Here is a 22,352-nt window from a genome sequence, read left to right on the forward strand (position 1 = left end):
AGTCACTTTGATATTAACGAAGAGCAAGCAATAAAAATAATGGCAGAGCTTTTAAAAGCTCTGCCCGGATTTTTAGTGCCTAAATTAGTAAGAGAAATAGGCGGTCAAAAAAGTAAAACCCCTATCGATCTCAAACTTATTTAGGGCGACATTTAAACGTATACGTTTATGTTATTACCAAGTGTTGCAGTCACCGATTTAGCCGGTGTTTGCGCACTTGATGATTGCGCAGCACCTTCAATTAGTGCAAGCGCAGCTGCGCCGTCTGCCTGTTGCTGTTTTTTAGCCAAAGAAGCGCTGTAAACTTCACCACTTTCGCTAGCCCCTGACATAACGGGTAAACTTGAACCTGATATATTCATATTACTAACCTGACTTTTAAATGTAATCCACGTATTATATCGGCCATGCAGTACAAAGCTTTAGGAAAACCATGGATTCTATAATTGAACAACTCAACGCTAACTTAAAAATTGTTTATCGTCAGGCACTTGATGCCGACAAAAAACTAGACGAATTACAACAACAAGGCCATGGTAAATTTAAAGCCTTATTTGGAAAAGACGCTGGTTTTGACTTTGAAGCAAAGCGTTTCAAACCCTATGTACTAGACGTTGCAGCCGACGTAGAAAGTTTATCAACCGATGGCTTTAACGAAGAAAAGTTAAAAACAACCGTCATTAAATTACAACAGTTACTCACTTTACTCGCCACGTTTAAATAACCAAAGTTAATCACTTGCCGCTCATAAGCGGCAAGTTAACTCAATCAATACTTGTTAATACTTGTTCGCCAAACCACTGTGTGAGTAATCTTTTTTCGTGGTCAAATGACTCCTCTCGGCCTCTTCTTATTCTATCCATAAAGCCCATGTCTTTAAGTTCAACATCATTTGCTTCACTTATTACATCCCCTTCTTTATTAACTAACGAATAGTTCAGGTTAATACGTGGGAAAAAAATAGGTTCAACAACGCGTATTTCACTTGTGCCACTGAAACGTACATCACCAGCTAAATCAACATCTGTAATTTCGACATTCAGCTTATAATCTTTTGGCAGTTGCTCAGCAAGCTTGGAAAAATGTTTTTCAAACTGCTTCGTAATTTGCTTATGGTAAGACGCTTTAGTTTGATTTGATGCACGCACATCGCGGTAGTCTTTAAAGTCATGCCACTTAACTGCAGACTCGCCAGCATGTGTAAATAGTGGCAATACAACACACAGTGCCATTGAAATTTTTGTAACTGAGTTCATAGCTATCTCCAAAAAGTAATCCATAACACAACGTATATGGTGTGACTTTGTTGCTTACCTTAATTAAATAATCCTAACAGATATATATTAACTATAACTTAATCATAGTTGTTAAATGTAATTATAAACTAACAAAATGTAATCTGATGTACCTTTTAAAACTACTTTAAACCATCTTCTTTGCAAACTAAAAATTAAATATAAAGCATGTAAACTATGCCATTTTATGTTGAAATTAAAACAACTGAATAAAGAACCCTACGGAGCTTTCATGACTATTTTAGTAACCGGTGGCGCAGGCTATATTGGCTCGCATACCGTTTTAGAACTTTTGCAACAAGGAAGTGATGTTGTTGTTATAGATAATTTAGCAAATTCATCGCAAGAGTCCCTGGCTCGCGTTAAACAAATTACGGACAAAGAAGTAACTTTTTATCAAGGTGACATACTCGATAAAGCTTTTTTAGATTCAGTATTTGCAAAGCATACGGTTAACAGTGTTATTCATTTTGCAGGCTTAAAGTCGGTTGGCGAATCGGTTGCTAAACCAGTAGAGTATTACCAAAATAATGTGCAAGGCACGTTAACCTTAGTTGATGCTATGCGAGATGCGGGCGTATTTAAATTAGTATTTAGCTCATCAGCCACCGTTTACGGCGACCCGGCAAGTTTACCTATTAAAGAAGACTTTCCTGTTGGTGGCACAACTAACCCATACGGTACCTCAAAATTGATGGTAGAAATGATGCTCCAGGATATCGCTAAATCTGACGAGCGCTTTGCGTTTGCTATTTTGCGTTACTTTAATCCAGTAGGTGCTCACGAATCGGGCCTAATTGGTGAAGATCCTAATGGCATTCCTAATAATTTATTACCATTCATTGCTCAGGTAGCAGTGGGCAAACTCAAGCAGTTAGCCGTATTTGGTGATGATTACGACACCATTGATGGCACAGGCGTACGCGACTACATTCACGTTGTAGATTTAGCCATTGGCCACTTAAAAGCGCTTGATAAAATAGCTACAAATACGGGTGCACTTGTATATAACCTTGGCACTGGTAATGGCTATTCTGTTCTGCAAATGGTTAATGCATTTATTAAAGCAAGTAACCAAGCAGTACCATACCAAGTATCACCTCGTCGCCCTGGCGATATTGCTGCATGTTACGCCGCACCAGAAAAAGCCCTTAATGAGCTGGGCTGGGAAGCTAAACGCGGAATTGATGCCATGATGCAAGATACATGGCGCTGGCAGTCAAACAATCCAAATGGCTACAGTAAGTAAAGTAATTAGATATGCGCTTAGCCATAAACCGTTAAGCGCGTTTTTTACCAATTTTGCATTTCTACTAGCCGCGATTGCGTTCGCGCATATTCAAAGCTTAGCTTTTTACCCACATATAAATGCTCTATATTTACCTGAGCATTTATAATCAGTAATTTTTGACAGTCATAAAATTCATCCACTAATGCAATAAAGCGCCGAGCCTCGTCGTCTAAAGTGTGCTCTTCAAGCGTTTGCTTTTCCCGCTGGTAGCTATCTTCTATTCCATGCACAATCGTTTTACCCGTTGCGGTTTCACCCATTTTAGGCACATTATTAACGTACAATACATCAAACTGGGATGCTAAAAACATATAGTCGTTTGCACTACGTGGGCCTGAACATAAAGCCATAAAATCAATGATTACGGCTCTAGGCGCTTTTAATTGGTAGCTAAGTTTACGGCCGTGAATCGTAATTACATCTGAAAAAGTAACCTGTGAATTCGCTTGCACAAAAATAGCTTTAAAATCATCAATCGGTAAGTTGATATAATAGTGGCGGCTATTTTTACCATATCTAAAGCGATGATCCTCCTCACCAGCCACATTGACTATGTGGCAGTGGTTGTTAATTAAATCGATAGTAGGTAAAAATCGCGCGCGTTGCAGGCCGTTACTATAAAGTTGTTCTGGTTTTGCATTAGAGGTAGCCACCAGCACTAAACCTTGCTCAAACATCGCTTTAAACAATCTAGCCATAATCATGGCATCGCCAATGTCGCTGACAAAAAACTCATCAAAACATAATACTTTAATGTTTTTAGCCCATTTTTTCGCTATCAATGTAAGCGGATTAGCGTGGCCTTGTAGCTCAGCTAATTGGCTATGAACATGTGCTATAAAATGATGAAAGTGAAGTCGCTGTTTTTTTACCACTGGCAGATTGTTATAAAATAAATCCATTAACATTGATTTACCGCGTCCTACCGGCCCATACAAATAAACTCCATTTATATTTGGTGTTTTTTGCCACCATTTTACCGGTGTCTGAAGTTGTAGGCTTAATGTATTTAATGCCATAACCGCACGTTGCTGGGCAGCATCGTACGTCAGCTCACCAGAGGCCACTTTGGCCTTATACAGGTTTAAAATTAGTGTGCTGTGCACTGTCATGGTATTTCACTATCGGCTATAATCGCGCCCATTGTAGCCGACTAAAAATGTGAACCAAAATGAAATTCCCTTGCCGTTTAGATAAATTTATTAGCCACTTAGCAGAAGTACCGCGCACGCAAGCCCGCGCCAGTATTAAGCGTAAAGAAGTAAGCGTAAATGGTGAGGTGATCACAGCACATAATTTTCAGCTAGCAAAAAACGATGCCGTATTACATAACGGTGAGCCATTAGTATTTTTAGGTAAACGTTACTTTATGCTAAATAAGCCTGTTGGTTATGTGTGCGCAAATAGTGACGACTTACACAAAACAGTTTTTGACTTACTTGATGAGCCAAATATGAGTGACTTTCATGTAGCAGGCCGATTAGATATAGACACAACAGGCTTAGTTATTATCACTAACGATGGCGACTGGTCACATAAAATCACCTCACCACGCAGTAATAAATTTAAAACATACCTAGTTGAAACCCAAGAACCAATTACCGACGAAGCGCTTGAGCAATTACGCGAAGGCGTTATGCTACACAATGAAAAAGATGCCACCCGCCCCGCTATTGCTGAGCGCTTAGCTAACTACGGTTTACGCTTATCAATTAGTGAAGGAAAGTACCATCAGGTAAAGCGCATGCTTTACGCCGTTGATAACAAAGTGGTTGAATTACACCGTGAGCAAATAGCGGGTATTAAGTTAGATGAAAACTTAGCGCCAGGCGAATACCGCTTGTTAACCGAGAATGAGATAAAACTATAGGGCGGTCTGATAACGAACCACTTTCCCCTACGATTTAATTTGCACTAAATCAAAGTCTGCCATGCCCGGTACAATCGCTTGTAAGCGAGATTCGGTGACATCTAAGGTGTTGAGGTATTCGCAATATTCTGATGCTTTTAGCTCTAATTGGTCTGCTTTTTTTTGCAATGACTTATCAATCTCTTTCGTGATGATATCCATGCGTTGACCCATATCGTTAATGCGATCCTCAATATTGCCTTCACGCGATTTAAACGCATCCCCTAAAGACACTAAAATAGCACCTAACGAGCCATGAACCGCCGAGTGGATTTTTTGGCTTATTTCTTTTGTAAAAAAGTCATCAATTTGAGAGAGTGATTGAGGAGCTATAAAAAAAAAGTCGTCGCCTCGCTTAAACTTATCCATCAACGCGCGTTCTACGTATTGCAGTTGGGTTTTAAGTACTTCAGGCTCTTTATCCGACATGCCCTCAACCACCTGCTCAATAGCACTCAGCCCTAAATTAACACCGTCGGTGGCTAAATTTACAAGCTCAGGTACTGTTTGGCGAATGCCTTGGCTAAATTGCTCCAGTACTTTGCTTTCATCTTCACCTAAATCGACCCAATAGCCACGAATAAAGAGCTGGGTATTGTTGTTAATTTGTACTCGTGTTTGGCCTTTATCAACAATTCGTATTACGTCATCGGTAATAATTAGACCATGTCTGAGTTCAACATCACACGGTTTTTGAGCAAAGGCAGCGGTACTTGAAAGTGCAATGGACAGCAATAAAATCGCACGAGATAAAAACGCCATATACACCTCAAAAAGACAAAAAATGGAAGGCAAGTAGGTTAACAAAAAACCAATTTTATGCAAGAAAAAACAGCGCTTGATACTATCGAAGCGCTGCTTATAAAGGCGTTTAAAGCTCAGGGCGTGTTCACCTGCGCCCTTATAAAATTAAATGGGTGAACCTGGCGGTATAGGTAGAACTTTAAAGTTATTAGGCCACTCTCCATTAGCTAAAAAGTGTTTTACCTGCACCGCTAGGTATTGCTTAAATGCGCTTTCACCGGTGCTTGTATTACTCAGCATCGTGTTTTGATTAAAGTCGTCACTTAACTTAACTAAGTAATAACGAAGTTGGGCTTGTACCTCTGGGCTTACATTATTATTTGCCACTAAGTCAGCAAACGTTTTTGCTGTTAAAAACTGTATACGCTGGGTTATTTTGCCTTTCATTGTGTCGGGCGACGATACATTATAAACATGGCTATATAACTGCTTTAATAACGCATCTAAACTGTAAAACTGGTTATTACGGGCTTGTTGTTGCGCTAAACGATTTAAGCGATGTGGATTAAGCAACAACGATAAACTATGCTGCACTGCCACCTCTGGTAAAGCCATTGCGTCGAGCGTTAAACCTGTACGCCCCACTACGCTTTCGCGCGATTTAGACTCACCATATGCTTTTGGCGGAATTAACGATAATACCGATTCAGGTATAACTAAATTTTTGGCTGTAAGCGTTGCTAAAATGGCATTAACTGCATCTTGTTGCACTTGCTTATCAACAACCTGAGCGCCTTTGACAGGCTCATCACCGCGCGTTTCATATTCGTAATTTACACCTGCAATTAACTTAACCACAGACTCAACTTGAAAACGATGAAATAAATAAAGTGGTACAAGCTTTTCTTCTAACTGAGATAGCGCAACACCGGACTTAATATTATTAATACCAAATTGCGAAAGTGCCTTTTTACGCACATCTAAAACACGTAAAAGCTCTTCTGATGGGTTAGCGCCGTTATCCCATAAGTGAGCAGTTGGATGAGCGCCCCCTTTAGCCCGCGCGTCAGAATCTGAAATAAACGCTAACCCTTTGGCTTTATTCTCTTTTAAAATTGCGGCCAGCTCTGCGCTTTCATCTTGATTGGTAAAGTCGCTATAACCGTATTTAATTACCTGCGTATCCCATACGCCCATACCTGTTGCATAGCCTCGTGTTACATCAAGCTTGCCTTGTTCATTAAAGCTCAATAATGGGTGCGGGTAATCCATTACTGAGGCTCTATCACTTACTGATGCCGCAAAGTTATGGGCAATACCTAATGTATGGCCAATTTCATGGGCGCTTAACTGGCGAATACGATCAAGCGCCATAGCGTGTAAGTTTTTAGCAACTTCATCTCCTTTAAAATAAGGAGCAGCCAGCGCTTCTGCAATTAAAATATCTTGGCGAACACGAAGCGATCCTAAGGTTACATGTCCTTTTAATATTTCACCGGTGCGCGGATCAATAACTGAGCTTCCGTATGACCAGCCACGTGTTGCCCTATGCACCCACTGAATTACGTTGTAACGAATATCCATGGGATCAACATTGGTTGGTAATACTTTAACAATAAACGCGTTTTTATAACCTGCAGCGCTAAATGCATCATTCCACCACTTACCGCCTTCAAGTAAGGCGCTTTTAACTGGCTCTGGTACACCGGGATCTAAATAATAAACAATAGGCTCAACCGGCTCGCTAATAGGTAAGCTCGGATCTTTTTTTGCTAAACGGTGACGCGGTATATAACGAACATACATCGACTCGCCTAAAGGCGCTGCGTAATCTTTGTGTTCAATGCTCCAAAAGCCCGATTGCGGGTTAAATTTACGTGGTGTGTAATTATCATCTGGTAATTGAACAAGTGAATGGTGCATATTTACGGTAACAGTGTATGGGTCGGCGCTAACTTGGCGTACAAACTTACCCGGCTTTGCGCCTTTAAATGTAAGCACGGCTTCAAGTTCGGTGTTTTTTACAAAGGCTTTTGAACGCGCCATGTAAACCGCACTTCGTGATTCATCAAGGTTAAAATTACCCTGCTTACGGGCAGCTAATGTACGGCTTACTCCATGTACATCGCTCAATAAGTAAGGCGTATAGTCAATAAGTGCCGTGTTTTTGTCTTCTGCAACCACTTTAAAGCCCGCCAATATGCTTGACGCAAATGCCTCTTTAATACTTTGCTGCTCGGCTTTGTTATTAGTGTTAGCACGGTAGTAAGTATTTACAGCACGCAGCATGACTTTATCGCCAAAGCGCTCAAACTGTACCAAATGCGTGTTGCCAAGCTGGCCTCGATCAAGTCCAATATCGTTTGACCCAATCCCGTATGGCAAACTTTGTTGTAATAAAAACTGCTGCTCAAACTTATCTACTTTTAAATACACTTTGCCGTTTTGGGTATCGTAATAAAACGAGTAGTACCCCGGAAAGTGGTTCATTTGTGTAGTAAATTCATCAATTGACTTAATTGCTGCGTGCGCTTGAGTTATGATAGAGCACAGCACAGTAAAGAATATGTAACTTAGTAGTGGTATTTTTTTCATAATCTTATCTTTGTTATTGGCGTTTTAGGTACGATTAGGTGCCCCCATTATAGGGCGGTATTTAAACAATACAGATATTTAAGACGAATTTCAGCGCTCTAAACTAATCTCTCTCACATTATGATTAGTTTTAACACGTTATCAGGAAAATAGAATGCGTAGACTCCCTCCAGTATTGCTAGAAGACGGTTGCCCAAGAGAACTATTATCATTAATCCGAACTATTTTAGCGGCATGTAAAGAAATATCGTTTCGTGTTGGTCAAGGTGCGCTTTCTGGCGTATTGGGCTCAACACTTGATGAAAACATTCAAGGCGAAACTCAAAAAAAGCTCGATGTATTATCTAATCAGCTATTAAAAGATATTTTACTGGAGTCGGGCACAGTTAAAGCCATTGCCTCTGAAGAAGAAGACTACACCGTTGCAGGAAACCCCGACGCTAAATATATTGTGGCATTTGACCCACTTGATGGTTCGTCAAACACCGATATTAACTCGCTGGTTGGGACTATATTTTCAATTATGGAAGCGCCAGAAGGCTCAGATGCAGCAGACGAAAGTATTTTTATGCAACCTGGCCACAAGCAAGTTGCGGCAGGTTATGTACTGTACGGCCCATCTACGATGTTGGCGCTTAGTACAGGTAAAGGCACACGCATGTTCACCCTTGATAAAACCCAAGGGAGCTTTTTACTAACAGAAGACTTTGCCACTATACCCGCAGATACAAACGAGTTTGCAATTAATGCGTCTAATCAGCGTCATTGGCAACCCGCAATGCAAAACTACATAAATGATTTACTACAAGGCGATACTGGCCCGCGCGCTAAAAACTTTAATATGCGCTGGATTGCAGCCATGGTAGGCGATGTTCATCGCGTACTAAGTCGAGGCGGTGTATTTACTTACCCAACTGATACTAAAGATCCTAATAAACCCAATAAACTGCGCCTGCTTTACGAAGCAAACCCAATGGCTATGCTAGTAGAACAAGCCGGCGGCATTGCCTCAACAGGCTCAGAACGTATTATGGATATTCAGCCAGACGCTATCCACCAGCGTGTAGCGGTTATTTTAGGATCTAAAAACGAAGTAGAAACCTGCTTGGGATATCACAAGTAACCACGTTGTCAAAAAATACTAAAACCGCATTTAATTTAAATGCGGTTTTAAGTTAACCTAAACTTTAATCCTTTAACAATGCCAGTATTTTTTCAAGCTTTTGGTAATCAAGCTCGCCCATTTGCTCGCTATTACTAAGCGCATAAATAACGCCCTCGTGTTCAGCGCAATCAACGTCTTTTCGTGACTCAATAACGTTAGCCCAAAGCTCTAAGTCATCTAAATCTATTTCACCACTCAAACAGCGTTTAATTACACCAACTAATACGCCAGTTTTTAATGTGTATAAGGGCGCTTGACCATATGCAGGCGTTGACACAATAACCGATATTGCATCGTCTCTTTGTGCCGAAAACGTAATAAATTCTGCTAAGGCTTTTTGTATATTCATAATATTTGTTATTCTTGGTGCTCTACTGTTGATAAGAACTAAAATGACTCAAACAAACTGCAGCCAATGTAATACAGTGCTTAACTGTAATGTAAATAATATAACCGCATGTTGGTGTAACCAGTTACCCGCTATTTTACCCCTAGACGCAACAGCAACAAGCTGTTTGTGCCAAACCTGTACACTCAATAAAATTAATCATTACCTTGAAGCGCTTTATACTCAACCAATTAAAAACCAAATAGAGTTTGCAAAAGCATTTAGAGGAAACGATAACTTAATTGAAGAGCTCGACTACACTATGCAAAATGGCTACATGGTATTTAGTAAGTGGTTTTTTTTAAAGCGAGGAACCTGTTGTAAAAATGGCTGTAAAAACTGCCCGTATGGATACAAATTGTAAAAAGTTTCAAAGTGAGTAAAACATTATTATCACCACAGAGAAGACAAGGAGAAGTGCTGGAGAAGTGATTTTAAAACCAATCAACCGTTACGCTCTACTCAGTGTAGCGCGCAGAGCCTCGGTGTTCTCGGTGGTAATTAAATGATATTAAGTAATACAACAAAAAGGGACTTATTCACCACAGAGAAGACAAGAAGCAGTGCAGGAGAAGTAATTTTAAAACCAATCAAACGTTACGCTCTACTCAGTGTAGCGCGCAGCGCCTCGGTGCTCTCGGTGGTAATAAACATTTAAAGTTACCCACACGTAGGCGTGAAGCTTGCTCACGCAAAGGTTGTTAATGTGACTATGTATAAATTAAACGTGCCAGCAAGCAAGGCGCCTACAAAAATTGCTTGTTAGGGTATTTTCACTTATACATCTTTGGTGATAGGCAATGAATCACTCGCGCCCCACTCACTCCAAGAGCCGTCATAAACACTTAAGTTTTTGTAACCACATTCATCAGCAAATAAAGCTAAAACACACGCCGTAATACCAGATCCACAACTAAATTGAATATACTCTGCAGTACCTACAGCGTTCTCAAGTTTTATCTTTATTTCTTCAAAAGCTTTAGCCTCGCCATCGGTTAATAAATCTAAAAAAGGCAATGAACGGCTTTGTGGTATATGCCCACCTCGCATGCCTTTTCGAGGTTCGCTCTCTTCACCAGTAAAGCGTTTATAGGCACGCGCATCTAGCAATACCGTATTCGCATCATCTATTGCTGCTAATACTTGCTGGCGGCCAATAAAGTAACTTGGATTATAACTTGCTTCAAAATTACCACACGTTAAAGCCTCACTATAACCTTGCTGCACTGCATAGCCGCACGCTAACCACTTTTTAAGGCCGCCACTTAATACCTTTACATTGTGATGCCCCATGGCTTTTAGCATCCACCACGCCCTTGCAGCACTAAATAAGCCGGCATCTTCGTATACCACAATAAACGAATCATGGTTTACACCCGCATGCTGCATAACCTGTGTAAACTGCTGTGCATTACACATTGTGCTTGATAGCGGGTTTGATTTATCTGCTAGCTCATTTTTTATGTCAAACCGCTTTGCATTGGGTAGCATAGCTTCAGGCACATAAGTTCCTAAAACACCGGGGCGAAGCATACCCGCATCAAACAAAACTAAAGTAGGGTCGTTTAGCCTTTTTTGTAATTGCTGGCAGGTTATTAAGTTTTTGATTTGATACCCTTTTAATAATAAAGCTAATGGGGTTTGGAGTAATAATCAAAATATTACTCAATTATCGCTCTTATAAGTTTTTATGAAGGATTGCGAACTACTTCAATTATTTCCGTAGTTGAAATGGAAGGTGTTCTAGTTAAGTATTGTACGTCACATAACGTTTTGAAGTTATCGAATTTACCAGCCCAATCATCCCCCATTACTAACAAATCTGCATCATGTTCTTTTATATAATCGCCTTTGAGCTCAAGGGAATGCTCTATAAAAATTTCATCGACACAGCGTAAAGAACTAATTATTTTAACTCTATCACTTTCGCTATAAACCGGAGTTCTACCCTTCTTTTGCATATTGAGTGCATCTGATGATATCCCAACAATTAAATAGTCACCTAAGGATTTGGCGCGTTCTAAAATGTTAATATGACCGACATGAACAATATCAAAGGTACCAAATGTAATAACTCGTTTCATTCATAACTCTCTAAGTAATTAACTATACGGTCAGCGCAATTTCCATCTATTTTTCCTGCAAGCTGCTCTATAATTTTTTTCCGGTTAAATCTAAACTCTTCCGATTCTGAGGCACACAACTGAACTGCAGATACAACATCACTGAACTGTTCAGCCCTTTGACAAATTTTGTGAAAATAATTTATGTCCTCATCAAGCCGTGCCTTAAAACGATAAGAAAATATACCTCTATAATTCCATCGTAACTTGTAAAAGTCACACCACACAACAGGCTTATCCAGAGCTGCAAACTCAAATATAGCAGACGACGCGTCTGATAACATTATGTCTGCAACCGCTAAAAAAGGCGTTAAGTTAAATTCACTTTCACTTGTTAAATAAACATTATTATATTTTTGCCAGCGCATGATTTTACTTTTTTGTTTTTTATAACGCGGTTTAGACAAACTAAAAAAGTGTGGTTTTATAATAATATTATAATCAGGAAAACACTCTGGAAAATCATCGTTCATACACTCAATAGAGCTCGGATAAAAAGTGGGGGCATATAAAAGTGTTGGCTTATTCTTATCTAAACCCAACCCAGCCAAGTCAACTTTTTCGACTGAGTTGTTAATAATTGGATCTAATTTCGCATAGCCGCTATCAACAAAATTACCATTTGGATATAAGTTTTTTAATCGTTTTAAACGATGTTCACCTTCAACAAAGCGAACGGTAGTCGTTGTGTTTGATACATCGTAGTAGCAGCTTTTTGGACCTATGCCATGCTGCATTAATACACTTTTATTATTGAGCTTATCAACGTCTAAAAACGCATTACCAAACACGACCCAATCACACTCAACACCCTGATAGAAATCTAATGTATTTGATTTATCTTCCAACCAAATTGCTTTTATTGAATGTTCAACTGCGAATGTCTCGCAAATATCTATAAATTGTTTTTCTTGAGATCTATAAAATACTAATGCGCATTGATGACCTCTTTGTGATAATTTTTCAATTACAGGTATATATTGAGGTAAATAATAAATATGCTGGACGTCGAAATATACAAACATGAAAAATATACAATAAAGTAACAATATTGTTCATTGTACATAAGTAATGGCTTGTATTGTAGGTAAACAGAAAATAATGTTTATCCACTATATGTTAATAATGTCGCTTCTTAATGGCGCCATTTTTGACAAAATTATATTTTGAATAGGATGAGGTATGTTTTGCTCATTCATGGCATTCACCAACAAATCAACAACATGATTAAAATCTTTTTCTGTTATATTCATGCCGGTGTGTATGTCTACCATTGAATCACCTGCGTAGCTGTATTTACACGGACCATCGGTAAGCATGCACAAATGCAGAATAAAACCTTGACGAAAATGCGCTATGTTTGTGTGCTCAAAGTAGTGAAATACCTGCTCGTCATTACCTATTTGGTTAATAAAGCTATCAATTAGTTTTTCTATGCCGGCGTTACCGCCAATTTGGTAATATAGAGTAGGCGGTGCTTTATTCGCACAGCCCATTAAAATACCTACACATAAAAACCCAACTGCAATTAACTTCATTACCAATACCCTGTTACCGATAAGTACCAACCCGTTTGACTGTCTGCCCCTGCAATACGCCCTAAATCTAAGTATGCGGCAGTTACACTCACATTTTTATTAGGCATCCAGGCAACAAAAACGTCTTTCCAGTCTTGCTCACCCAAGTTTAAGTTATTCGCTTTTTGACGATACTCAATACCGATTGCCAATTCACGACTTAAAAATACAGCGGTGCTACCTTCAAATAAAAACGCGCTGTCAGCATTACCGCCACCATAACCGAGTAGTCCCAGTTCATTGGCTTCACTATAGCGTGTTGTTACATTCCAAAACCAGTTATAACCTGCAAATGCACCTAAGTGAAGCTTACTGGCAGCCAAGTAATAATCTGTACCGCTGGTATCCTCTGCGCCAACAAGTTTGGCTACGGTGCCGTCATCTAGCGATTTATGCTGTATACCTAAACTTAATTGCGGCCATTGGCTGTAAACAATATCACCATATAAACGTATTTTTGCACTGGTAATCGATTGCTCTATTTCGGTGTTAAGTGCTGGCACGTCAAACTCTTGTTTTGCGTAACTTAGCTCTACCCGATTAAATAAGTTTAACTGCGCACCACATACATTTAATGCGTAATCACTCACATCCGCTCGGCTACAAAAACCATTTACCGAAAATTCATCTTCGCTCGCATAACCCGCAAGCTGAGCCCAAGGCACTATACCTCCACCGCCGCTACCTTCAACTTGAGATACACCCGGTGTTGCTAGTAACTTTCCGCTACTGTTGGCAAACTTATTAGCAATAAAACACTGACAAATAAATGCTTAATTTTTACCATAGTATTCTTCCAGCCATTGTTCTAATAAATCAGCTTTTAAAGGCCGGCTAAGGTAGTAACCTTGTGCATGGTCGCACTGCATTGTTTTAAGTAAAGCTAACGACTCTTCGGTTTCGACCCCTTCAGCCACCACCGAAAAACCTAACTGATGCCCAAGCGTAATTGACGACTGCACTATAAATTGATCTTTTTGAGAGGCATCTAGTTTTAAAATAAAACATTTATCGAGCTTAAGCTCATCAATAGGTAACATTTTTAAACGCCCTAGCGATGTTTGCCCTACCCCGTAATCGTCAAGCGATATTTTAACGCCAATTTGTTTTAAATCTTTAAGCGCTTTAATACCCTTTTCTTCGTTTTCTATCATGTCGCGCTCGGTTAATTCAATGGTGATTAACCTTGCATCCACATTATGTTTTTTTAGCGTAGCGACTAACGCGGCATGAAACCCCGGAAACGCAATATCTTGTGCCGATACATTAATAGCGGCTTGAAGCTCAATACCCTTCGATTTCCATTCGGCAACTTGTGCAACTACGGTATTTATTACCCATGCAGTTAGTTCAACAATTAGCCCTGAGCGCTCTGCTAAATCAATAAATAACTCGGGATTAACCCAGCTGCCATCTTTACGCTGCCAACGAATAAGCGACTCAACTTTATCTATTTTTTGAGTTTGCATATGCAGCTTAGGCTGGTAGGTCATAAACAGCTGACCATCGTCGTCGCTAATAGCTTGCTTTAATTCATCAAGCATAATTAAACGATCTAAGTGGGCCTCGTCCTCGCCATCTTGGTAATAATGTATATGGTTTTGGTTATTTGCCGCATTTTCTACGGCAATAAGCACTCGCCTTACCAAGTCATCACTGGCAGTACCTTGCGATGGGTACTGCAATACACCGGTACTAAACTGTAAGTTAATTTTTAGCTTTTGAATGGTATAACACTCTTGAAGCCTAGCAATTAATCCCTCTATGCCGCACTTTTTCTCGCTAACCGCACTGCTTGGAAATACCGTTAAAAACTCATCTCCCCCAATACGCGCATGAATCCCACCAAACTCATCCGAAAACTCACTTATTCTGCATGCCACGGTTTTTATACATTCATCGCCAATGCGCGGGCCAAGCTTATCGTTTATATGGCGTAACCCTTTTATATCTATAGCTACAAGCGTATATTGAGTTAATTCGCTTAATTCTTTGTCCAACACTTCTAACATCGCAGAGCGATTATAAAAGCCGGTTAAAGTATCGTGTCGCGCCTGAAAACTAATTTGTTGTTCACGTTTGTTGATGTCGTTACCCATGTTGTCGAACGCATTAACTAAGGTCGTTATTTCTGTGCTTTGTTTTTTACCTTTAAACTCAAAATTATAATTACCTTGCGCAAACTGCTTAGCAATTACAACAAGCTGAGAAAGCGGCGTTGTTAAGTTATTTGCTAATAAGCTACTTGTTATTACACCTACAAACATCGTTAAGATAGACAAAATGATAAGGGTAAAAAATAGCTTTTCAAAATCGCTATAACTTTGTGTTAAATCGGCGCTTAATAAAATAATAATTGGGTGTGTTGCCAAAGAGGCTAAATTAATATCTCGGTTTCGGTAAACCGGGTACTCGCCAAATATTCGTGAGGTGGTGGCCGAGTTAAAATAACTCACCGGTTCAAAAGGCGTTGGGCGCTCATCTAGCGAGCTAATAACTAGGTTGTCGGCACTGCCTACAAAACTTACATCCATGCCCGTTAAGCTTTTAAGCTCGCTTGCAACACTGTGGTCTATTTTAAAGCCTACTAAACTGTAAGCTATGGTTCTTGGGGCTTTTACAGGTAATAAAATAACCTGGTAAAGCTCATTGTTTAACACTACAAATGTGGATTGCTCTTGTGCGTTAAATAGCTCTGCGAGTAAAGGTCGCAAGTCGTCTTCAAAGGCACCTTGCTCTAAATTTGACGAAATTAGCTGACCCGATAAATCTATAAGCAACATTAATTGCGCGTCTATCCGTTGGCTGTGATTATACAAAACACTGCTTATGGTACCCGCATCGCGCGTGGCAACCGCTTGTTTAAAACCAAAATCGGCAGTTAATACTTTAGCCGCAGTTAACAGGAGGCTTTCTTTTGAGGTTAAATATTGCTTATAAACGTTTTGCGCAACACTTATGTCTTGGTCTACTTTTTGTTCCTGAAACTGACTTGTTGACCACCAAAAACTAGCAACACTCACCAGCGTTGTTAATAACACCAGCCCTACGCAGAGTGAGGTAATTCGGTTTTTTAAACTATGAGTCATTACCAGCCTTAAATTTGCTACCAAAGGTATTTCTTGGTGCTGGTGTAGATGTGTTTACCGTTATGGTGTGTTTGCTTTTAGCGCTTACGGTTATAATTTTTTTATTCTCCAAAGGTGCTGTTTGCAAAGCGTGCCATACGCTTAATTCAATCGGTAATAGGTTATTTGGCAAGGTTACTTTGCCTTGCTTATTTGTTTTATAAACATGTTTGCTACCTGCCACATATATGTAGCCAACCATGGAGTCGTGAATATTACACCCCAAAACAACGACCCCTTGATTATCAAAAGTAATAGGTGCTTTTGGTTGCCCTGAATATAACTTTAGCTGAAAAGGCTTAGCTTGCGAAAAAGAATACACATGGTGGCGAATATTATCGCTATTTAGAAAGTCAACTTGCTGCCCTTTTTGCACAACTAATAGCTCTGGCAAAAACTGTTTATGAACTTGGTCCATAGTGGCTACAGGAAGATTTGGCTTGGCTAATTGCTCGGCGTTAAAGTGTAGCTCAATAACAGCATTTGCTAGTTTACTACCGTGTTGATCTTCTACTACCAACTCCAGTGCAGCGGCGTTAGAAAAGTAACCAAAAAACAAACCCATGATTAAAAAACGGCAACTTTTAGTTATTTTTTGCAAACAACGTTCAAACATAACAACACCTAACTATTAACGTTAGGTTAAGGTAATTAATTACAGGGGTTAATTGCAAGGAATATAGCCCAGTAACTAAAAATAAAAAGTTAGCCACTGGGTTTTTTAGTTCTTTAGTATGGCTATTTTACAATTAAGCCATAATCAGCGTCTAAAATAGAAATGACCTCTTGGCGCGGATCTTCAGGAATAGTAATTGCTTCACCAACTATTTTGCTGGCAATACCCACATAAGTATTAGACACTTCAAGCATGACTGATTCGGGTAAAATATACTCTTTTGCTAATTTTTCACGCTCAGCCATGCGATCTTTGTTTAGTAATACGTCGCTTTCTGGCACGTTATTAATTAACAATTGGCGAAAGCCTTCTTTAGAGTTTTCAACAATTTTACCATCTCGATACGCAGCGCCATCCCATATACGCGATGAATCTGGTGTACCCACTTCGTCGATATAAATAAGCTGTTGTGCACCATTTAGGTCTTCTACATAACCAAATTCAAACTTGGTATCTACAAAAATTTGGTCAAGCTTGGCAAGCTCTTTACTAATTAAGCCAAAGCCTTCTACTAACAGCTTTTCGTATTTTGCAACGTCGTCTTCCGACTTAAAATTAAATACGTCTAGGTTATTTGTTATGTTCTCGCGGGTAATATTTACATCGTCTACTGGCGGTATGTCGGCAACGCCTTCAATAATCCCCTTGGTTGATGGCGTAATAAGCACATTATCGAGTTTTTGATTCGCGTTTAACCTTTCAGGTAAATCTATACCGCAAAAGTTACGTGTCCCTTTAGCGTAATCACGCCACATGCTACCCGTAATATATTGGCGCGCTATCGCCTCTACCTTAACTGTGCTTGCTTTACGAACTATCCATACATATGGGTGCGGAATATCCACAATATGATTGCCAGCTAAGCCTGCTTCGTCAAATAATTTAAACCAGTAGGATGCAACGGTGTTAAGTGCTATTCCCTTACCCGGCACTCCATTTAAGCCATTTTCGCCTTGCCAAATACAATCAAACGCTGAAATGCGGTCCGAAATCACCATAATAGCCAGCTCAGTACCTGCGGGTACTTTGTAGCCTTTATCTTTAATTAATCGCGCACTGTCTTCGTCTGTTAGCCAATAAACTGAACGCACTTTACCACTGTGTACTTCACCTTTGGTGCGGATGGGTAAATCATCGTTTACGTCTAAAACTTTATAGCTAGTCATGCTATCTCCGGGGTTAGGGATGCTCTATGAGCAAAGTATGGTATGGGGTTATGTGCGGTATGATAATCCAGCCAACTTCAAAGCTCAATCTTGGGCTTGAAACTAAATAACCTGAACTTTGGTTAAGAGATTTAGCAAGAATATTTATATGGTTGTCACAATCGGGTAAACTGGCTGGGCTATTGAGTCGAGGAGCTAGCTTGAACTACTTAACCACCACCAAAAATAAAAAATACTTAATGTATATATCTCAAAATTATTCATACGCAATTTTGAGGCCTATTCAGGCGGCCATATTAGCGAATGGTGGTCAGGTACGCTGGTTTTTACAAGGTAGCTCTGTAAACCCTGACTTTTTAACACCCGATGAAATACGTCTGAATTCAATAGACGACATTCACAACTGGAAACCCGATGCTACGTTTGCACCGGCTAATTTAATTCCTACGTTTTTTCCGGGTATTAAAGTGGGTGTATTTCATGGTTTTGATGCCGGAAAACTTGATAAAAAAGGGAACAACGACCACCTAAAAGCAAGGGGCTGCTTTGATCTTTACTGTACTCAAGGCCCCAATACCACAGTGCCATTTAAAGCCTTACAAAAAAAGCTTGGTTATTTTAAAGTGACTGAAACTGGCTGGCCAACGCTCGACCGCTTGTTTACTGGCGAATTACACACCCCATATACCAGCAAAGCCGACACTCGCCCTACACTTTTAATTTGTTCTACTTTTTCAAAACGTTTATCACTTGCACCTAAACTTTACGAGCAAATAAAGCACTTTAGCGAAACAGGAAAGTGGCGCATATTAATGCAGTTTCATCCTAAAATGCCTATTGAGCTTGTTAATAAATACAAAGCATTAAGTAATCAAAACTTAACGTTTATTGAAACCGACGACGTAGTACCCTTATTAAAGTCGGCCGATGTAATGCTCTGTGATACCTCGTCGGTGCTTTTAATGTTTATAGTGCAGCGAAAGCCTGTTGTGACCTTTTGTAATAATGCCCCAGACAAGCATTTACTAAACGTAACAGAACCAAATAAGCTAGAAGACGCGATAGACCTTGCATTTACCTACCCTAAAACATTGATGCAAAATATAGAAAGCTATTGCCAACAGCTGCACCCATACACAGACGGTAAATCAAGTGAGCGAGTAGTGGCTGCAACGAATGAGTTTTTACTTAGTGACGAAAAGCTAAAACCTAAACCGTTTAATATTATTAGGCAGTTTAAAACGCGCAAAAACCTTAATTATTGGAAGTGGTAAACAAAACAATGATAAGCCTTAATAGCGTTACTTTTAAATGGCATAAAAGCGATAATACGCCCACGCTAACTATTAGCAAACTTAATATTGAAAAAGGCCAACATGTTTTTTTACATGGCCCAAGTGGTTCGGGCAAATCAACGTTACTTGCCTTGCTTGCCGGTATAAATGAAGCCACCAGCGGCAATGTCACGTTACTAAACCACACCTTAAATACACTAAGTAACACTCAACGAGATGTATTTAGAGCTGACCACATTGGTATTATTTTTCAAAACTTCAACTTACTTCCTTACCTATCGCCTATTGAAAACGTAATACTGGGCTGCCAATTTTCAAAAAAACGCCAACAAAAAGCATTAAGCCACTCTGCCACGTTAAATAATGAAGCTACACGGCTATTAAACTCACTGGGTTTAACCGAGCAATATCATAATAAAAATGTGGCAGAATTAAGCATTGGCCAACAACAACGCGTGGCCGCCGCACGCGCATTTATTGGTAACCCTGAAATTATAATTGCCGACGAGCCAACCTCAGCCCTTGATACACAAAACCGCGAAAGCTTTATTAACTTATTGTTTGAACAAGCGAGTAATACAAACAGCACACTGATATTTGTAAGCCACGACGAAAACTTAAAGCCGCTGTTTAATCGCTCAATCGACTTAATAAGTTTGCAGGAGGCATTATGATCCTTACAAAGCTTGCTTTTAAAAGCCTATTAAATAGACGTGCAAGTGTTGTTTTAACACTGTTTACCATTGCCGTTAGCGTTATGTTATTGCTAAGTATTGAACGTGTTAGAGTTGATGCTAAAAGCAGCTTTAGCAATACCATTTCGGGTACCGATTTAATTGTAGGAGCCCGCACCGGCGATATTCAATTACTGCTTTCATCGGTATTTCGAATTGGCCACACCAATAATGGCGTGAGCTGGCAAAGCTACAAATACATAACAAGCCAACGCGGCGTAAAGTGGAGCATACCTATTAGCCTTGGCGACAGCCACAAAGGCCAAGCCGTGTTAGGCACAACCCCCGATTACTTTACCCATTACCGCTTTGCTAAAAAACAACATTTGAGTTTTAGTGCAGGTAATCCTTTTAGCACTATTCACGGCGTGGTATTGGGCAATGAGGTAGCTACAAAACTAGGCTATAAGCTGGGCGATAGCATTATAATATCCCATGGTATGGGCAATACCAGTTTTCATCATCATAACGACAACCCATTTGAAGTAGTCGGCATTTTAAACCCGACGGGTACCCCGGTCGACAAAACACTGCATATACCGCTTGCCGCTATTGATTTAATTCATGGCGGTAACGCAAGTCATAAGCACGATGAACATGATGAACATGATGAACATGATGAACATCACAACCTAACTGGTCACCCTAAACAAATCACTGCATTTTTAATGGGGTTTGATTCGCCTTTATATACACTACAAATTAGGCGCAATATAAATCAGTACAAGCCCGAGGCTCTATTAGCCATTATGCCAACCGTTACGCTAAAAGACTTATGGGAAATGCTCGCCATTGTTGAAAAAATACTGCTGCTTTTCTCATTTGTTGTCGTGCTGATAAGCCTGCTCGGTATGTTAACTACATTACTTGCAAACCTTAATCAACGTCGCCGTGAACTTGCTATATTACGCTCAGTTGGTGCAAGGCCATGGCAGCTATTTACACTTATAAGTATGGAGTCATTGCTTACAACATTTTTAGGCTGTGTGCTTGGGTGTGCATTATTTTACGCCACCTTATTTTTAGGAGCCGACTACCTACAAAGCCATGCGGGTATTAGTGTAAATATAGCTATGCTTTCACGCTATGAACTCACCCTCATAGGCGTTATTATGGCGGCGGGTTTTATTATTGGTTTAATACCGGCCACGCGTGCTTATTTTTACTCACTCAGCGACGGCATGAGCATAAAAACATAATGTTTAGGAATTTTATGACACTTTTTAAAACAGCTTTAAATGCTTTTTGCATATTAAGCTTAGCTATTATTAGTTTTTCAAGTAACGCTAATCCACCTAAAGAAATTTTTTGGGAAGACTTAATTCCAAAAGGCCATGTGCAAATAGATACCCAAGCACAAGCTAACCACGAAGGCAGCGATCAAAACTGGGTACAGCCCGACTTAGACGCCCCTGTAGTAAAAGAACTAAACGGGCAATCTGTCAGCTTACCCGGCTTTGTTGTTCCGCTAGAGGGCGATAGCGAAGTAATCACCGAATTTTTACTAGTACCGTATTTTGGCGCCTGCATACACGTACCGCCACCGCCACCTAACCAGCTTGTACACGTTACTATAAAAGGCGGCGTACCAATCGAAAGCCTTTACGATGCAATTGTAGTCACAGGTATTATTACAACAGAAACCTGGTCAGGTAAATTGGCACAGGTAGGTTACAAAATGAAAGCCGTAGGCGTAGCGCCGTTTGAGCTTTGAAAAAATGTTCAGTTTTCAGTTTTCAGTTTTCAGTTTTCAGTTTTCAGTTTTCAGTTTTCAGTTTTCAGTTTTCAGTTTTCAGTTTTCAGTTTTCAGCGCGGAGAATGAATAGCTAAACACTCTAAAGTTAGCTGTTATCAAACTTATTTTTAAGGCTTGTTAACATAGCAGCTAATTCTTTTGTTTCTATTATCCATTGTTGGCTTGTTGACTTATTTAAGTAACCTATTTCTGTGCCTATGTATATCTGTGTTCTAGCTTCTGCAAGAGAAGCCCTAGCTATATCTATAAATCTACTTTTCTCTTTATAGCTTTCTCTACACACACCTTCTGCAATGTTGCTCGGCACTGAAAGGCCTGAGCGTGTTAACTGATCTCTGAACCCATAATCTTTTATATCTGCTGTAGACCTGTAAATATCTACGCTAAGATGTGCAGATCGTTTCCATACATCTAAATTTTCAAAATTCATTAGTGTTACTTTTATTTATATCATTTTTACTAGCTTAGTTTTAAATATACAAATAACAACTAGCTAACTAAACTAGCCAA

General features: G+C 39.7%; 24 protein-coding genes and 1 pseudogene. 10 read left to right on the plus strand and 15 right to left on the minus strand.

Going from position 1 to position 22,352, the window contains the following annotated elements:
• A pseudogene (locus BCG07_RS09875) lies at window positions 1-144 on the plus strand (EF-P beta-lysylation protein EpmB); the annotation flags it as partial.
• An 8-nt stretch (window positions 145-152) separates the two neighbouring features.
• Here the strand turns inward: BCG07_RS09875 and BCG07_RS09880 are convergent.
• Window positions 153-362: a hypothetical protein gene (locus tag BCG07_RS09880; RefSeq protein WP_006792059.1), complete on the minus strand. Its 210-nt coding sequence runs from the start codon at window positions 360-362 to the stop codon at window positions 153-155.
• Window positions 363-433: 71 nt separating this feature from the next.
• On the opposite strand from BCG07_RS09880, the gene BCG07_RS09885 reads away from it, so the two are divergent.
• The gene (locus BCG07_RS09885) at window positions 434-724 is read left to right on the plus strand and encodes a hypothetical protein (protein WP_008130233.1); all 291 of its coding nucleotides are present in this window, start codon (window positions 434-436) and stop codon (window positions 722-724) included.
• Window positions 725-764: 40 nt separating this feature from the next.
• Here BCG07_RS09885 and BCG07_RS09890 read toward each other — a convergent pair whose 3' ends face one another.
• Entirely contained in the window at window positions 765-1,256 is a 492-nt protein-coding gene (locus tag BCG07_RS09890) for a DUF3016 domain-containing protein (RefSeq protein ID WP_006792057.1), read from the minus strand.
• Between the two features lie 271 nt (window positions 1,257-1,527).
• Between BCG07_RS09890 and galE the strand changes: the two genes are divergently transcribed.
• Window positions 1,528-2,544 carry a UDP-glucose 4-epimerase GalE gene (gene galE, locus BCG07_RS09895; RefSeq protein WP_008130227.1) on the plus strand — a complete coding sequence of 339 codons (1,017 nt, stop codon included), beginning with the start codon at window positions 1,528-1,530 and terminating at the stop codon, window positions 2,542-2,544.
• Between the two features lie 44 nt (window positions 2,545-2,588).
• Here galE and zapE read toward each other — a convergent pair whose 3' ends face one another.
• Entirely contained in the window at window positions 2,589-3,698 is a 1,110-nt protein-coding gene (zapE, locus tag BCG07_RS09900; protein ID WP_286889997.1) for a cell division protein ZapE, read from the minus strand.
• A gap of 59 nt (window positions 3,699-3,757) precedes the next feature.
• Here zapE and rsuA point away from each other — a divergent pair, with 59 nt between their 5' ends.
• Window positions 3,758-4,456, plus strand: a complete 699-nt coding sequence (gene rsuA, locus BCG07_RS09905; protein WP_286889998.1) for a 16S rRNA pseudouridine(516) synthase RsuA — start codon at window positions 3,758-3,760, stop codon at window positions 4,454-4,456.
• Window positions 4,457-4,483: 27 nt separating this feature from the next.
• On the opposite strand, the gene BCG07_RS09910 is transcribed toward rsuA, so the two are convergent.
• Together BCG07_RS09910 and BCG07_RS09915 are read right to left on the minus strand one after the other, a co-directional pair.
• A complete protein-coding gene (locus tag BCG07_RS09910; RefSeq protein WP_286889999.1) occupies window positions 4,484-5,257 on the minus strand; it encodes a YggN family protein in 774 nt (257 codons plus the stop codon).
• A 147-nt stretch (window positions 5,258-5,404) separates the two neighbouring features.
• On the minus strand, window positions 5,405-7,834 hold the full coding sequence (locus tag BCG07_RS09915) for a zinc-dependent metalloprotease (protein ID WP_286890000.1): 2,430 nt from the start codon (window positions 7,832-7,834) through the stop codon (window positions 5,405-5,407).
• A gap of 154 nt (window positions 7,835-7,988) precedes the next feature.
• Here BCG07_RS09915 and BCG07_RS09920 point away from each other — a divergent pair, with 154 nt between their 5' ends.
• On the plus strand, window positions 7,989-8,957 hold the full coding sequence (locus BCG07_RS09920; protein WP_058428319.1) for a class 1 fructose-bisphosphatase: 969 nt from the start codon (window positions 7,989-7,991) through the stop codon (window positions 8,955-8,957).
• Between the two features lie 64 nt (window positions 8,958-9,021).
• Here BCG07_RS09920 and BCG07_RS09925 read toward each other — a convergent pair whose 3' ends face one another.
• A complete protein-coding gene (locus BCG07_RS09925) occupies window positions 9,022-9,348 on the minus strand; it encodes a hypothetical protein (RefSeq protein WP_286890001.1) in 327 nt (108 codons plus the stop codon).
• 43 nt (window positions 9,349-9,391) lie between these two features.
• On the opposite strand from BCG07_RS09925, the gene BCG07_RS09930 reads away from it, so the two are divergent.
• Window positions 9,392-9,751, plus strand: coding sequence for a DUF5522 domain-containing protein (locus BCG07_RS09930; protein ID WP_286890002.1), 360 nt, complete (start codon window positions 9,392-9,394; stop codon window positions 9,749-9,751).
• Between the two features lie 413 nt (window positions 9,752-10,164).
• Here the strand turns inward: BCG07_RS09930 and BCG07_RS09935 are convergent, their stop codons facing one another.
• The 8 genes from BCG07_RS09935 to BCG07_RS09970 form a co-directional block, all read right to left on the minus strand.
• Window positions 10,165-10,995, minus strand: coding sequence for a sulfurtransferase (locus BCG07_RS09935; protein ID WP_286890012.1), 831 nt, complete (start codon window positions 10,993-10,995; stop codon window positions 10,165-10,167).
• 80 nt (window positions 10,996-11,075) lie between these two features.
• Window positions 11,076-11,471 (minus strand): FAD synthase family protein, encoded by a 396-nt coding sequence (locus BCG07_RS09940; protein ID WP_039036343.1) that lies wholly within the window; start codon window positions 11,469-11,471, stop codon window positions 11,076-11,078.
• The gene (locus BCG07_RS09945; RefSeq protein ID WP_286890013.1) at window positions 11,468-12,535 is read right to left on the minus strand and encodes a CDP-glycerol glycerophosphotransferase family protein; all 1,068 of its coding nucleotides are present in this window, start codon (window positions 12,533-12,535) and stop codon (window positions 11,468-11,470) included. The genes BCG07_RS09940 and BCG07_RS09945 overlap by 4 nt, the downstream gene beginning before the upstream one ends.
• 87 nt (window positions 12,536-12,622) lie before the next feature.
• The gene (locus tag BCG07_RS09950; protein WP_286890003.1) at window positions 12,623-13,048 is read right to left on the minus strand and encodes a group I truncated hemoglobin; all 426 of its coding nucleotides are present in this window, start codon (window positions 13,046-13,048) and stop codon (window positions 12,623-12,625) included.
• Complete coding sequence (locus BCG07_RS09955; RefSeq protein ID WP_353743798.1) at window positions 13,048-13,854, minus strand: DUF3034 family protein; 807 nt, start codon at window positions 13,852-13,854, stop codon at window positions 13,048-13,050. Before BCG07_RS09955 ends, BCG07_RS09950 begins: the two co-directional genes overlap by 1 nt.
• Before the next feature lie 6 nt (window positions 13,855-13,860).
• On the minus strand, window positions 13,861-16,176 hold the full coding sequence (locus BCG07_RS09960) for a bifunctional diguanylate cyclase/phosphodiesterase (RefSeq protein ID WP_286890005.1): 2,316 nt from the start codon (window positions 16,174-16,176) through the stop codon (window positions 13,861-13,863).
• Window positions 16,166-16,831, minus strand: a complete 666-nt coding sequence (locus BCG07_RS09965) for a methylamine utilization protein (protein ID WP_286890006.1) — start codon at window positions 16,829-16,831, stop codon at window positions 16,166-16,168. The genes BCG07_RS09960 and BCG07_RS09965 overlap by 11 nt, the downstream gene beginning before the upstream one ends.
• A 122-nt stretch (window positions 16,832-16,953) precedes the next feature.
• Window positions 16,954-18,057, minus strand: a complete 1,104-nt coding sequence (locus BCG07_RS09970) for a phosphoribosylaminoimidazolesuccinocarboxamide synthase (protein ID WP_286890007.1) — start codon at window positions 18,055-18,057, stop codon at window positions 16,954-16,956.
• A 200-nt stretch (window positions 18,058-18,257) separates the two neighbouring features.
• Between BCG07_RS09970 and BCG07_RS09975 the strand changes: the two genes are divergently transcribed.
• The 4 genes from BCG07_RS09975 to BCG07_RS09990 are packed head-to-tail and all read left to right on the plus strand — an operon-like array spanning window position 18,258 to window position 21,800.
• Window positions 18,258-19,331 (plus strand): CDP-glycerol glycerophosphotransferase family protein, encoded by a 1,074-nt coding sequence (locus tag BCG07_RS09975; RefSeq protein WP_286890008.1) that lies wholly within the window; start codon window positions 18,258-18,260, stop codon window positions 19,329-19,331.
• A gap of 8 nt (window positions 19,332-19,339) precedes the next feature.
• The gene (locus tag BCG07_RS09980; protein ID WP_286890009.1) at window positions 19,340-20,026 is read left to right on the plus strand and encodes an ABC transporter ATP-binding protein; all 687 of its coding nucleotides are present in this window, start codon (window positions 19,340-19,342) and stop codon (window positions 20,024-20,026) included.
• A complete protein-coding gene (locus BCG07_RS09985; protein WP_286890010.1) occupies window positions 20,023-21,285 on the plus strand; it encodes an ABC transporter permease in 1,263 nt (420 codons plus the stop codon). The genes BCG07_RS09980 and BCG07_RS09985 overlap by 4 nt, the downstream gene beginning before the upstream one ends.
• A gap of 14 nt (window positions 21,286-21,299) precedes the next feature.
• Window positions 21,300-21,800 carry a DUF3299 domain-containing protein gene (locus tag BCG07_RS09990; protein WP_286890011.1) on the plus strand — a complete coding sequence of 167 codons (501 nt, stop codon included), beginning with the start codon at window positions 21,300-21,302 and terminating at the stop codon, window positions 21,798-21,800.
• A 127-nt stretch (window positions 21,801-21,927) separates the two neighbouring features.
• Here the strand turns inward: BCG07_RS09990 and BCG07_RS09995 are convergent, their stop codons facing one another.
• Window positions 21,928-22,272 carry a four helix bundle protein gene (locus tag BCG07_RS09995; RefSeq protein WP_286889507.1) on the minus strand — a complete coding sequence of 115 codons (345 nt, stop codon included), beginning with the start codon at window positions 22,270-22,272 and terminating at the stop codon, window positions 21,928-21,930.
• Between the last annotated feature and the right edge of the window lie 80 nt (window positions 22,273-22,352).

Origin of the sequence: Pseudoalteromonas sp. ESRF-bin5 (assembly GCF_002632075.1) — a bacterium.
In the GTDB taxonomy this organism is placed as follows: domain Bacteria; phylum Pseudomonadota; class Gammaproteobacteria; order Enterobacterales; family Alteromonadaceae; genus Pseudoalteromonas; species Pseudoalteromonas marina.

Coding starts and splice junctions, on each gene's coding strand:
- BCG07_RS09985 (WP_286890010.1), top strand. CDS start 20,023: ATGATCCTTACAAAGCTTGCTTTTAAAAGCCTATTAAATAGACGTGCA.
- BCG07_RS09930 (WP_286890002.1), top strand. CDS start 9,392: ATGACTCAAACAAACTGCAGCCAATGTAATACAGTGCTTAACTGTAAT.
- BCG07_RS09970 (WP_286890007.1), bottom strand. CDS start 18,057: ATGACTAGCTATAAAGTTTTAGACGTAAACGATGATTTACCCATCCGC.
- BCG07_RS09950 (WP_286890003.1), bottom strand. CDS start 13,048: ATGAAGTTAATTGCAGTTGGGTTTTTATGTGTAGGTATTTTAATGGGC.
- BCG07_RS09880 (WP_006792059.1), bottom strand. CDS start 362: ATGAATATATCAGGTTCAAGTTTACCCGTTATGTCAGGGGCTAGCGAA.
- BCG07_RS09960 (WP_286890005.1), bottom strand. CDS start 16,176: ATGACTCATAGTTTAAAAAACCGAATTACCTCACTCTGCGTAGGGCTG.
- BCG07_RS09965 (WP_286890006.1), bottom strand. CDS start 16,831: ATGTTTGAACGTTGTTTGCAAAAAATAACTAAAAGTTGCCGTTTTTTA.
- galE (WP_008130227.1), top strand. CDS start 1,528: ATGACTATTTTAGTAACCGGTGGCGCAGGCTATATTGGCTCGCATACC.
- BCG07_RS09945 (WP_286890013.1), bottom strand. CDS start 12,535: ATGTTTGTATATTTCGACGTCCAGCATATTTATTATTTACCTCAATAT.
- BCG07_RS09990 (WP_286890011.1), top strand. CDS start 21,300: ATGACACTTTTTAAAACAGCTTTAAATGCTTTTTGCATATTAAGCTTA.
- BCG07_RS09910 (WP_286889999.1), bottom strand. CDS start 5,257: ATGGCGTTTTTATCTCGTGCGATTTTATTGCTGTCCATTGCACTTTCA.
- BCG07_RS09995 (WP_286889507.1), bottom strand. CDS start 22,272: ATGAATTTTGAAAATTTAGATGTATGGAAACGATCTGCACATCTTAGC.
- BCG07_RS09885 (WP_008130233.1), top strand. CDS start 434: ATGGATTCTATAATTGAACAACTCAACGCTAACTTAAAAATTGTTTAT.
- BCG07_RS09925 (WP_286890001.1), bottom strand. CDS start 9,348: ATGAATATACAAAAAGCCTTAGCAGAATTTATTACGTTTTCGGCACAA.
- BCG07_RS09920 (WP_058428319.1), top strand. CDS start 7,989: ATGCGTAGACTCCCTCCAGTATTGCTAGAAGACGGTTGCCCAAGAGAA.
- BCG07_RS09890 (WP_006792057.1), bottom strand. CDS start 1,256: ATGAACTCAGTTACAAAAATTTCAATGGCACTGTGTGTTGTATTGCCA.
- BCG07_RS09915 (WP_286890000.1), bottom strand. CDS start 7,834: ATGAAAAAAATACCACTACTAAGTTACATATTCTTTACTGTGCTGTGC.
- BCG07_RS09940 (WP_039036343.1), bottom strand. CDS start 11,471: ATGAAACGAGTTATTACATTTGGTACCTTTGATATTGTTCATGTCGGT.
- zapE (WP_286889997.1), bottom strand. CDS start 3,698: ATGACAGTGCACAGCACACTAATTTTAAACCTGTATAAGGCCAAAGTG.
- BCG07_RS09980 (WP_286890009.1), top strand. CDS start 19,340: ATGATAAGCCTTAATAGCGTTACTTTTAAATGGCATAAAAGCGATAAT.
- rsuA (WP_286889998.1), top strand. CDS start 3,758: ATGAAATTCCCTTGCCGTTTAGATAAATTTATTAGCCACTTAGCAGAA.